Raw genomic sequence first — 11,918 nt, 5'->3', positions numbered from 1 at the left:
GGCGGGGCTCAGAGCCAGTAGGGGTGGAGCGAGGCCCGCGCACGCTCGACGGCGAGCTCGATCCACGTCCCGGCGACGCCGTCGGGCAGCCGCCCGGCCACGTCCAGCAGGATGTTCGTGCCCGGCAGGGACAGTACCGCGACTCCGTCCTCGTCGAGCCACAGCCGCCCCCGCAGGACGACACGGCTCCCGTCCGACCGGACCAGCGGCCCGGGGTCGGGAGCGGGCCCGGCGTTCCGTCCCCAGGCGAGGTCCTCGTCGACGTCCCACTCCACGTGGTACTCGCCGGGCCCGGCGGCCCGGTCCCCGCACCAGCGGACCACGGTGCCGCCGGCCGCCGTCCTGACCCGGGCCAGCGGCGGGCCTCCCGGGGACTTCGTGATGTTCTCCACCGTCACCAACACCCCGTGATCATGCGGCACCCGTCCCCGTCGGCGGAAGCCGGTGTCAGAGCGGCGGCAGCGGCGGCCGGACCGTGGACGGGCGGCGGTCGGTGGGGCGGGTCGGCGGGACGACCGCCGCGTGGAAGTCGCGCGGGCCGGTCCACAGGGCCGGGACGGCGTCGCTGCGCCGGGCCAGCTCGTACGCCAGGGCCTCGTAGTTGACCCGCCAGCCGTGGAAGTGCGCCCAGGCGTCCTCGACCGGGCGCTCGCGCGGGAAGCCGGCCGCGGTGATCATCGCGACGGCGCCCAGGTACTCGGCGTAGGTCAGCCGGATCGGGACGTCCGGGTCCGGATCCGGGTCGAAGTCGAACCGCAGCGAACGGGCGATGTCGCGCATCGCGGTGAAGCCGGCCCGGATCACCAGCCGGGCCTCGGGCGGGGCCGAGCGCGGGCAGAGCGCCAGGTGCAGGGCGGCGGCGTCCATCACGGCGATCAGGCCGACCACCCAGCTGCGGTTGGCCTGCGGGGAGCGGAAGGAGAGCAGCACCGGGTAGTTGGAGTGGCTCTCGCCGATGTCGGCGGCCAGCCGCTCCCAGTCCCGGTAGAGCTGGGGCAGCGCCGTCTCGGTGTCCACCAGGGACTGGCGGGCCAGCAGCTCCGGGCCCCAGGCGGGTTCGCCGGCCCGGGACTGGAGCAGCGTCACCTCGGTCTCGCGGCGCTGGTAGGCGGCGTAGAGGGTCGGCAGGTAGGCGATCTGGAGGGCGATCACCAGCGGGCCGCTGGCGGCGGCCAGGAAGTCGATCGCGGAGAGGTGGAGCCGCTCGCCGCTGGCGAAGCCGAGCGTGAACAGGCTGGACCCGGCCTCGCGCACGGCCACCGACCAGCTCAGCTCGGAGGTGCCGTGCAGCAGCATGGTGTAGGCGGCCAGCATCCCGCTGAGCCAGACCCCGAGCATGCCCAGCAGCACCAGCGGCGCCAGCCAGGTGAGCGCCCGGTCCTGCGCGTGGTAGCCGCCGGACGACGGCGCGAACAGCCTCAGCAGGGTGCGCAGCACCCGCCAGAGCCGTATCACCAGCGCCGAGTAGAGCCCGCGCGGAACGACCAGCGTGCGCAGGATGCTGCCGATGATCAGCAGGAGCAGCAGCGTGCCGAGCACGGTCTGGATCATTCTCATGGCGTCATTCTGACGGTCGGCCGGGGCTGCCGCGGGCCGTCGTGGGTGGTCGCGGGTCGTGGCCGGCCGCTTCCCGGCCGCTCCAGCGCTTCGACGGATGACCTCGGCCGCGAAGTATGACCATGATCACACCGAAATCGTGCCTACGTATCTCAGTGCTCCTTGCGTCTATCTGTTCGGAGGGTCAGATCCACGAACGAGCGGAGACCGGACTGTGCGTGATCAGCAAGACGGCGGCGGGGCCGAGGAGACGAAGCCCGGGCGCCGGCGGCCCTTCCCGTCACGGCCGCGCAGGTCACGGGGCAACCGGCGGCGACGCCGCTCGCTGCGGATCGACTACCCGCGCGGCGGGCGGCGCGGGGTCCGCCGCTGGCTCCCGTCCTGGCGGCAGCTGCTGCTGCTCGGCGGCGCGGGGGCGGCGGTGCTGACCGGCCTGCTGGCCTGGTTCTACGCGACCACCAAGGTCCCGGAGGACCTGAACTCCTTCGCCACCCAGCAGAACAACGTCTACTACTGGGCGGACGGCACCGAGATGGCACGGATCGGCCCGACCAACCGGCAGGAGGTGCCGCTCGGCCGGGTGCCGGAGCCGGTGCAGTGGGCGGTGCTGGCCGCCGAGAACGCGACCTTCTACTCCGACCCGGGCATCTCGGTGACGGGCATCGGCCGCGCCGTCTCCGAGATGGTCACGGGCGGTGAGACCCAGGGCGGTTCGACCATCACCCAGCAGTACGTCAAGAACATCTACCTGAACCAGCGCCAGGACCTCTCCCGCAAGCTCAGCGAGATCGTCATCGCGATCAAGCTGGACGACCGGATGAGCAAGCAGGACATCCTGGCCGGCTACCTGAACACCAGCTGGTTCGGTCGCGGCAGTTACGGCATCCAGCGCGCCGCGGCGGCGTACTACGGCAAGGACGTCTCCGAGCTCGACCCGAGCGAAGGCGCCTTCCTGGCGGCCCTGTTGAAGGGGGCCGGGCAGTACGATCCGGCACTCGGCCCGGAGAACCGCAAGCGGGCCGAGGACCGGTGGTCCTGGACCCTGGACCGGATGGTGGAGGTCGGCAAGCTGTCCGCCGCCGAGCGGGCCACGTACACGACCTTCCCCGAGCCCAAGCCGCAGCCCAAGTCGGCGGGGCTGAGTGGGCAGACCGGGTACCTGGTGGACATGGCCCGGGCCTACGTGGAGAGCCACAGCGATATCACCCCGGCCCAGTTCGACCTCGGCGGCCACCAGATCCTCACCACCTTCGAGAAGCCGAAGGTCGACGCCCTGGCCGCCGCCGTGCAGGACGCCACCAAGGGGATCGATCCGGACAACCGGGAGGCCGACAAGCTGCTGAAGGTCGGCGCCGCCTCGGTGGCCCCGGACGGCAGGATCGTCGCGCTCTACGGCGGCCCGGACTACCTGAAGCAGGGCTTCAACAACGCCAACACCACGACGGTGCCCATCGGTTCGGCCTTCACCCCGCTGGTGTACGCCGCAGGGCTCACCGAGGGCGTGCAGCTCCGGCGCGGCGGCAGCCGCGTCCCGGTGACGCCCGCCTCCACCTACAACGGCGACGACGGGGCGAACGTGATGACCCCGGAGGGGCCGTACTGGGGGCGGGACGGGAAGATCGCGAAGACCGCCAACGACGGCAAGCGCAGCTGGGGCCAGGTGAGTCTGCGCAGCGCGATGGAGCAGTCCGTCAACGGGCCGCTGATGCAACTCGGCATGGACGTCGGCCTGGACCGGGTGCAGAAAACGGCCGGCGACCTCGGCGTCCTGCCCGGCAGCATGGGCGAGTTGGTGCCGGCCTTCGGCGTCGGCAACTCCACCCCGAGCGCGATCCGCGCCGCCGACGCGTACGCCGCCTTCGGCGCCGGGGGCAGCCACACCGACCCGTACTCGGTGGTGAAGATCAGCCGCAACGGCGTGCCACTGGGGCTCCAACTGCCCACCGCCGTCCAGGCGTTGCCGACCGCTGTCGCGGCCGAGGTGGACGCGGCGCTGAAGGGCTCGGTGCGCGACGGCGCCGCCAAGGCGGTCGCGGAGGCGGGCCCCGGCCTGGCCGCGAAGCCGGGCACCACGCCGGATCGGACGGCGGGGTGGATCGTCGGCTACAACGGGCAGCTGTCGACGGCGGTCACCGTGTTCCGGGCGGACCTGAAGGACATGAAACTGCTCTCCCTGGAGGGCCTCGGCGGAGCCGCGCCGGACGTCCCCGACACGGCGCTGCCCGCTCGGATCTGGACCACTTACATGAAGTCGGCGGCAGGGCGGTAGGCGCTGCGGGGCCCGCGGCGCAGTCAGCCGCGGGGAAACTCCGTGGACCGCGGCGGCGCGCGGGGTGCGGGCGCCTCCTCGACACCGGCGCGTCCGGACGGGACGATTCCGGCCATGAACCTCGCCCTGGCGCCCCACACCGGTCTCGTCCTCGCGGAGGTCGCCGGCCTGCTGCTGGTGATCGGCGGCATCTGGCTGGCGGCGGCGCAGATCCCCCGGCTGCGCCACGCGGCCGCCCGGGCGGTCGTCGCCGGGATCCTGTTCGCCGCGGCCGGTGCGCTGCTGATCATCGCGATCCACTGGGGCCACTTCGGGTAGGGGGCGGTGCCGATCGTCCCGCCGTGGCGCCGCCCGGGCTGTCAGATCGTGATGGTCGGGGTGGTCGGGCCAAAGGAAACGCGTTGCCCGACCACGGCCCGAACGTCTAGTCTCACGCCCATCGACGTGTAGCTCAGCAGCAGAGCACCGGGCTCTGGACCCGGAGGGCGCAGGGGCGGAACCTGCCACGTCGGCTCATGAACGACGACGCTGATCAGCAGCACCCCACCGGGGCCGGCGCATCCACGGGCTACCCCCAGGGCCGGCTGGCCCGGGCGTTCCTCACCTCGCTCACCCACCCCGACGACGAGACCCGGCGCCGCGCCGAGGCCCGCGCCGACCGCTGGCGCGCCGTACTCGCCGGCACGGCCGACGGGCGGCTGACCATCGGCTCGCGCACCCCGGTGGCCGGGCTGCCCTCCTGGGTGACACCCGAGGTCCTGCGCGGCGGCTTCGCCACCACCGCCGCCAGCGCCGAAGGACCGCTCCAGCCGTACGAACGCGAGGCCGCCGAACTCGCCGGAGTGCCGGCCGACCGCGCGGCCCTCTTCGCCCACTGCCTCACCGAACCCGGCCTGGCCCGGCTGCACGAACTGCTCGACACCGGCCGCTACGAGGTCACCGTGCCCGAGGAGGCGGCACTGCTGACGGTCGCCTGGCTGGCCCGGGCCGGGGACACCGCCGCCGCGCTCGACCTCGTCGACACCCTCGAACCCTTCGCCGACCGGCTGCGCTTCACCCCACGCCCCACCACCCTGCCCGCACCGGACCCCGAATCCGTACACCGCACCACGGTCGGCGACGCCGTCACCACCCTCGTCGGCCGCCGGCCGAACGCCGCCATCGAGACCCAGCGCGAGGCGCTCACCGTCTGGCAGCCCTTCGGCGACCGACTGCTCACCCACTGGCTGGAGGGCGAGACACCCGACGACTCCTGGCGGGAGCGCGGTGCCCAACTCCTGCGCGAGTACCGGCATTTGGCCGCCACCCGCACCCGCTGCACCAAGCACCGCAACCCGAAGGAGAACCTCGGCATCCTGCGCGGCGCCCTCGAAGAGACCGTCGCCGGCCGACCACTGGACACCCGCCGCCTCGGACTGCTGCGGCACGCGATCGACTCCATGCTGCGCCGCCGCGGCCGCCCCGACACGGCCGCGCACACCGACCTGCGCACCCGCCAGGCCACCCAGGCGGCCCTGCCCTCCCACCACGACCTCGCCCAGCTCGTACTGCGCCGCCTCGCCGTGCAGCCGCAGGACACGGGCACGGCGGACACCGAACCGCTGGTCGCCGAGATTTCCGCTTCGGAGGCCGAGGAGACCGGCCTGCCAGTGGGCACACCGGTACCCGCGGCGATCCGCCAGACCGTCGAAGCCGCGCTGAGCGCCCCGATCGGCACCCTCGTCGAGCGCGGCGTCGTGCCCTCGGCCGAAGTCCTCGCCGAACTGGTCCCGCAACTCGTCGCGGCCGTCAGCGCCGAAGCCCACCCGGACGCGGCGCTGCGCACCCTCGCCGCCGCGAACTACCGGGCCTTCCGCAACCGTCGCTCACTCCTGCTGCTGAACCTCGCCCGACAGGTACGGGTCGAAGAACTGCCCTGGGTACGGGCGGTGGCCCCCCACCGACTCGACGAGGACGGCCGAAGCCCCGCCCGCGCCGCCCTGCGCCGCCTCGGCGAACTCGCCGTCCAGGCCTTCCCGGGCACCCTCCTGCCCAACCCGCTGGTCCGCGAACTCGCCGCCCTCGGGCGGCAGTCGGGGATCGAAGCGCCGCTCGTGGAGGAACTCGCGGCGGACATCTTCATGGGCACCTTCACCCCGAAGTTCCTCGACGCCGCCCACATCGCGGCGGACCTGCTCGAAGGCACGCTGTACGAGCGCTACTACGGCATCGACTACGCGGCGGTCCGGAACCTCACGGGGGCGGCGGAGTTCGCCGCCCTGTGCTCGCGGCGCGCCGAGGTCGGCGGCGGCTGGTCGGTGGCCGCCAACGGCAAGGTCATCGAGCAGGCCCAGATCCTCACCACCCACAACCTGGCCACCCTCGTCACCCGCGTCGGCATCAGCCCCCGGCCCGGCTGGGACGACCTCGCCCGCCGCACCTTCACCACCGTCCGCCGCCTGACGGCCCGCATCGAAGGCAACCCGCGCCCCCTCTCCACCATCAAGGACGCCGCCTACGCCTGGCGCCAGATGATCTTCCACCTCTCCCTCTGCACCCCCGACACCCAGCGCCGCACCCTCGCCGGCTTCGCCGCCGAAGCCACCCGCCACCCCGGCCTCACCCTCGCCCTCACCACCCTCCAGCAGGCCGCCGAGGGCAGACCCACCAGCCACCCCCCACTCCTCGCCTGGACCACGGGCCCCCACCCCCTCCGCCCCGCCCCGAGGGCCTGACCCTCGGGCCGGTGCGGGGAGTGCGCTGGCGCAATCTTCTACGGGCCATGATGACCGGCTGACCCCTGCCCGTGCGGGGAGGACTTAGAGCCGTCGGTCGCCCTGATTTGGAATTCCGGCTGACCCCCGCGAGTGCGGGGAGGACACCGCGGAGTTCGTGCGGCGGCTGGGGCCGGCTGGCTGACCCCCGCGGGTGCGGGGAGGACCCGCCCCCACCGGCAACAGGGGCCGGGCGGGTCGGCTGACCCCCGCGGGTGCGGGGAGGACCCTACCCGGGTCCAGCGGCTGGTCAGCGTCCCGGGCTGACCCCCGCGGGTGCGGGGAGGACGTCGCCGATCCCCGTCCACATGACGGCATCGGCGGCTGACCCCCGCGGGTGCGGGGAGGACATGGGCCTGTTCGTCCCCGCGATGGTGGCCGCCGGCTGACCCCCGCGGGTGCGGGGAGGACTCGGCGCCGTCCCGGATCGCTCGGGCGCCGGCCGGCTGACCCCCGCGGGTGCGGGGAGGACCCCAACCGCGAACTCGCGGAACGATTCAATGTCGGCTGACCCCCGCGGGTGCGGGGAGGACAACGTCGCGGCACTGGAGACCGCGGGCCCGAACGGCTGACCCCCGCGGGTGCGGGGAGGACGCCGCGTCGCACATCTCCGCCATGTTGCTCGTCGGCTGACCCCCGCGGGTGCGGGGAGGACTCCACCGCTGGGGGACGGGAGGTGTCCCAGGTCGGCTGACCCCCGCGGGTGCGGGGAGGACACCGGCGAGAACGGCCTCACCGTCGAGGTCGACGGCTGACCCCCGCGGGTGCGGGGAGGACCGCGGCCCCCACCGCAACCGGGTCACCCGGCGCGGCTGACCCCCGCGGGTGCGGGGAGGACGGTCCGCGAGAGCCCCGTCGTACCAACTCGTGCGGCTGACCCCCGCGGGTGCGGGGAGGACGTTCCTGGACGATCGCCCGTGCTTCGTCGGCCGGGCTGACCCCCGCGGGTGCGGGGAGGACGTCCACTGCCTGGTCGACGTCATCCCGGGCGACCGGCTGACCCCCGCGGGTGCGGGGAGGACCCTTCGTGACCTGGGGTGATGCGGGGGCTTTGCCATTTCTTTGCGCGATGTGGCGTGCTGTCATGTGGGCGGCCCCTCACGCCCACGGGGGCTGTTGAGGTGTCAAAGGTCGCGCCAATCATCCCATGAGGCGCTGTCGTTCGGGTGGCCGGATGTTGTCTGGAGAGCTGGCGGTGGCTTCACCGGAGTGTCGGGGAGGTGCCCGCTCTTCTGCGGGCTCCGATGGGTGGGTCTGCGGCGGTGCGCTCCGGGCTTGGCCGGCAGCACTTCTCGCGACGGGACGCGGTACTTCGCGGGGCGCTCCTGCTGGGCGATCCGCCGCTGCGCAGGTAGTCGGGTCGGCCGACTTCCTGCGCAGCGGGGTGGTGTTCGTCAGAGCTTGGCCGCGGAGCCGTTTTGTCCGCTCCGCGCACTGGGGCTGATCGCCGGGTGCAGTCCTGTGGCCGGCTACTTGGTCAGGCGGGACCAGTCGGCCGGCTGGGCCGGGTCGAGTTGGCGGAGCTTGTCGAGTACCTTCGGGTCCTGGGCGTCGAGCCAGTCGGCGACTTGGCGGAAGGATACGCAGCGGACGCCGTCGCGCTTGCAGACGCTCTTCATCACGTCTTCGATGGCCTGCATGTAGATGCCGCCGTTCCAGTCCTCGAAGTGGTTTCCGATGAACAGCGGGGCGCGGCTGCCGTTGTAGACGCGTTCGAAGCCGGCGAGGTAGCTGTCGCGGGTCTCCTTCTCCCAGGTTTCGTACTTCTTGGGGTCGCCCTTGGTGCTGTCCCCGGACTGGCCGGCCAGGAAGTTGAAGTCCATCGAGAGGCCCTGGGTGGACTTGCCGGGGTAGGGCAGCATCTGGAGCGGGAAGTTCCAGATGCCGTCCTTCTTGGTGGGCCAGACCTGGAACTCGCCGGGCGAGCTGGCGTCGTAGCGGAAGCCCTTCTCCTTCTCCGCCGCCAGCAGGTTCTTCTGGCCCTCCAGGCAGGGGGCGCGGCCGCCGACCAGTTCCTTGGTGTAGTCGAAGGGGAGCGGCGGGAGGTCCTTGTAGCCGGTGTTGGTCTTCCAGTTGGTGACGAAGGAGATCGACTGGTCGAGTTCGCTCTTCCATTCGTCGACGCTCCAGTCGCCGCCGCCCTTGGCGCCGCAGAAGTGCCCGTTGAAGTGGGTGCCGATCTCGTTGCCGTCCAGCCAGGAGAGGCGCAGCTGCTCCAGGGTGTCCTTGATGTGGGGATCGGTGGCGAAGTCGATGGAGGCGGCGCCGGGTTCGTGCTGAGGCGGGTGGTAGAGCGTGCCCTTGGACTTGGGGAGGACGTAGAGCCCGGTGAGGAAGAAGGTCATCTGGGCGTTGTTCTCCACGCCGAGTTTGCGGAAGCGGGAGTACAGACGCTCGTCGCCTTCGAGGGCGCCGTCCCAGGAGAAGACGACGAACTGCGGGGGCTTCTCGCCGGGCTTGAGCTTCTCGGGCTTGGGCGGCTGCTTGGGCTGCGGCCCGGTGTCGGAGGTGGAGCCGTCGCCGAGGATCTTGACCTGCCCGTCCCAGGTGGGGCTGGGGGCCGGGGGCGGCGGGGCGGGGGCGTCGGACGGGGCGCCGGGAGCCGGGGTGGAGAGGGCGGTGTCGCCGGCGGCTGTGGGTCTGCCCGACGTGCTGGAGCATCCCGTCGCGAGGGCGGAGGCTCCGAGGACCCCCATTGCCAGCAGGATGGCCGAGCCGCGAGCAGTCCGCACCGGACCCCCATTTCTCTGATGTTTGATCAGGACATGTCCGAAAGATGTTCGATTGGCCCGATCATCAGAACATTTTTGATCAAACTCTGTCGAGGTGGAGCCGGCGCGGACGCGGCGGGGCTGGATCGGGGGGTAACTCCCTTACGTCACACGGCGCCTGGCGGCGGGGTGGCGGTCCTTCCCGGTCGCCGCTGCTGCCGGCGAATTCGGCGGCAGCTGATCCTCGCTCCTCCCCGGCGAGCCCCCGAGCCGCCCGGCTCGGGGGCTCGCCGGCATTGACAGGGGACCGCCGCAGCTGAATGCTAAGCAAGCGCTTAGTCAATGACCCGCACCAAGGAGCTGCCCGATGGTCGAGACCTCCGCTTCCCCGCCCGGCCTGGACCTCGGCCGTCTCCGATCCCATCTCGACCGCGAGCTGCCCGGTCTCGTCCAGGGCCCGCTGCGGGCCGACCTCATCGAGGGCGGCCGCTCCAACCTCACCTACGTTCTGAGCGACGGCGCCTCCCGTTGGGTCCTGCGCCGCCCGCCGCTCGGGCACGTCCTCGCCACCGCGCACGACATGGGCCGCGAGTGCCGGGTGATGACGGCGCTGTGCGACACCGGCGTGCCCGTTCCCCGCACGCTCCTGCTCGACCAGGGCGACGACACCCTCGGCGCCCCCTGGTACCTCATGGAGTACGTCCCCGGCACCGCTCACCGGGACGCCGCCCCCCTCGCCGCCCTCGGGGAGGAGCGGGTGCGCGCGCTGGGGAGCCGGCTGGTCGAGACCCTCGCCACCCTGCACCGGATCGACCCGGCCGCCGTCGGCCTGGAGGACTTCGGCCACCCGGACGGCTACCTGGAGCGCCAGCTGCGTCGCTGGTCCCAGCAGCTCGCCGCCTCCCGCAGCCGCGACCTGCCCGACCTCGACCGCCTGCACGCCCTCCTGGCCGAGCGGCTCCCAGTTTCGCCCGCGCCCGCGCTCATCCACGGTGACTACCGCCTGGACAACGTCCTGGTCGACGACCGCGACAGCATCGCCGCCGTCCTGGACTGGGAGATGTCCACCCTCGGAGACCCGCTCACCGACATCGGCCTGCTGGTGATGTACACCGAGCTCGCCGGTGTCGGCGGTGGCATCATCCCCTCCGCCATGACCGCCTCCGGCTTTCCCAAGCCGGACGAAATCGTCGCCCAGTACGCTGAGTTGACAGGCCGTCAGGCGGAGGATCTCGACTGGTACGTCGCCTTCGCCTCGTTCAAGCTCGCCGCCGTCGCCGAGGGCATCCACTTCCGCTTCCAGCAGGGCCGCACCCTGGGTGCCGGCTTCGACCGCGCGGGCGAGATGGCCCCGATCCTCGCCCGGCACGGCCTGGGCACCCTCAAGGAGAACTGAGATGGACTTCGCCTACGACGCCCGGACGAACGAGCTGCGTGAGCAACTCCTCGCGTTCATGGACGAGCACGTCCACCCCGCCGAGTCCGTCCTCGCCGCCCAGCTCGCCGACCCGGCCCGCGACCGCTGGGTGATTCCGCCGGTCGTCGCCGACCTCCAGGCGCAGGCGCGCAAGCAGGGCCTGTGGAACCTCTTCATTCCCGGTGAGCACGGCGCCGGGCTGACCAACCTCCAGTACGCGCCGCTCGCCGAAATCACCGGCCGCAGCATCCAGTTGGCCCCGCCCGCGCTCAACTGCGCGGCCCCCGACACCGGCAACATGGAGCTGCTCGCCCAGTTCGGCAGCGCGGAGCAGCGCGAGCGCTGGCTGCGGCCCCTGCTGGAGGCCGAGATCCGCTCCGCCTTCGCGATGACCGAGCCCGAGGTCGCCTCCTCGGACGCCACCAACATCGCCACCCGGATCGAGCGGGACGGCGACGAGTACGTGATCAACGGCCGCAAGTGGTACATCACCGGGGCGATGAACCCCGACTGCAAGATCCTGATCGTGATGGGCAAGACCGACCCGTCCGCCGAGCCGCACCGCCAGCAGAGCATGGTGCTCGTCCCGCGCGACACCCCCGGGGTGAGCGTCCGGCGCGGCATGACGGTCTTCGGCTATGACGACGCCGACCACGGCGGCCACGCCGAGGTGCTGTTCGAGGACGTCCGCGTCCCGGTGGAGAACCTGATCGGCGAGGAGGGTGCGGGCTTCGCCATCGCCCAGGCCCGGCTGGGCCCGGGTCGGATCCACCACTGCATGCGCGCCATCGGCCTCGCCGAGCGGGCACTGGAGCTGATGTGCCGGCGGGCCAACGAGCGGGTCGCGTTCGGGAAGCCGCTGGCCGAGCAGGGCGTGGTGCAGGACTGGATCGCCGAGTCCCGGGTGCGGATCGAGCAGCTGCGGCTGCTGGTGCTGAAGACCGCCTGGCTGATGGACACCGTCGGCAACCGGGGCGCGCACACCGAGATCCAGGCGATCAAGATCGCCACCCCGCGCACCGTCGAGTGGATCCTGGACAAGGCCGTCCAGACGTACGGCGCGGCCGGCGTCAGCCAGGACACCCCGCTCGCCCAGCTCTGGGCCGGCAACCGCACCCTGCGGCTGGCCGACGGCCCGGACGAGGTCCACAAGCGCTCGCTGGCCCGGCGCGAGCTGCGCAAGTTCCGCTGACGTACGAAGGAGCCGGCCG

General features: G+C 72.4%; 8 protein-coding genes, 1 tRNA gene and 1 CRISPR repeat array. Of the genes, 6 read left to right on the top strand and 3 right to left on the bottom strand.

Annotated features, from left to right (window positions below; all coding sequences use genetic code 11):
* Positions 1 to 8: 8 nt before the first annotated feature.
* The gene (locus QWJ13_RS27375) at positions 9 to 392 is read right to left on the bottom strand and encodes a hypothetical protein (RefSeq protein WP_316527777.1); all 384 of its coding nucleotides are present in this window, start codon (positions 390 to 392) and stop codon (positions 9 to 11) included.
* 55 nt (positions 393 to 447) lie between these two features.
* The gene (locus QWJ13_RS27370; RefSeq protein ID WP_316527776.1) at positions 448 to 1,557 is read right to left on the bottom strand and encodes a hypothetical protein; all 1,110 of its coding nucleotides are present in this window, start codon (positions 1,555 to 1,557) and stop codon (positions 448 to 450) included.
* A gap of 214 nt (positions 1,558 to 1,771) precedes the next feature.
* Here QWJ13_RS27370 and QWJ13_RS27365 point away from each other — a divergent pair, with 214 nt between their 5' ends.
* The 4 genes from QWJ13_RS27365 (at position 1,772) to QWJ13_RS34400 (ending at position 6,540) form a co-directional block, all read left to right on the top strand.
* Positions 1,772 to 3,826, top strand: coding sequence for a transglycosylase domain-containing protein (locus QWJ13_RS27365; RefSeq protein ID WP_316527775.1), 2,055 nt, complete (start codon positions 1,772 to 1,774; stop codon positions 3,824 to 3,826).
* Between the two features lie 114 nt (positions 3,827 to 3,940).
* Positions 3,941 to 4,144, top strand: coding sequence for a hypothetical protein (locus QWJ13_RS27360; RefSeq protein ID WP_316527774.1), 204 nt, complete (start codon positions 3,941 to 3,943; stop codon positions 4,142 to 4,144).
* 122 nt (positions 4,145 to 4,266) lie between these two features.
* Positions 4,267 to 4,338 (top strand) — tRNA-Gln (locus QWJ13_RS27355).
* A 3-nt stretch (positions 4,339 to 4,341) separates the two neighbouring features.
* Entirely contained in the window at positions 4,342 to 6,540 is a 2,199-nt protein-coding gene (locus tag QWJ13_RS34400) for a hypothetical protein (RefSeq protein WP_432277614.1), read from the top strand.
* Between the two features lie 55 nt (positions 6,541 to 6,595).
* Positions 6,596 to 7,601: direct repeats of the CRISPR family, unit length 29 nt; unit sequence CGGCTGACCCCCGCGGGTGCGGGGAGGAC.
* A gap of 447 nt (positions 7,602 to 8,048) precedes the next feature.
* On the opposite strand, the gene QWJ13_RS27345 is transcribed toward QWJ13_RS34400, so the two are convergent.
* Complete coding sequence (locus tag QWJ13_RS27345) at positions 8,049 to 9,275, bottom strand: polysaccharide deacetylase family protein (RefSeq protein ID WP_316527772.1); 1,227 nt, start codon at positions 9,273 to 9,275, stop codon at positions 8,049 to 8,051.
* Positions 9,276 to 9,657: 382 nt separating this feature from the next.
* On the opposite strand from QWJ13_RS27345, the gene QWJ13_RS27340 reads away from it, so the two are divergent.
* Positions 9,658 to 10,686: a phosphotransferase family protein gene (locus QWJ13_RS27340; protein WP_316527771.1), complete on the top strand. Its 1,029-nt coding sequence runs from the start codon at positions 9,658 to 9,660 to the stop codon at positions 10,684 to 10,686.
* Between the two features lies 1 nt (position 10,687).
* On the top strand, positions 10,688 to 11,899 hold the full coding sequence (locus tag QWJ13_RS27335) for an acyl-CoA dehydrogenase family protein (RefSeq protein WP_316527770.1): 1,212 nt from the start codon (positions 10,688 to 10,690) through the stop codon (positions 11,897 to 11,899).
* The last annotated feature ends 19 nt before the right edge of the window (positions 11,900 to 11,918 follow it).

The organism is Kitasatospora brasiliensis (genome assembly GCF_032654805.1).
GTDB lineage: Bacteria > Actinomycetota > Actinomycetes > Streptomycetales > Streptomycetaceae > Kitasatospora > Kitasatospora brasiliensis.
This window is presented reverse-complemented; position numbering and strand designations above follow the sequence as displayed.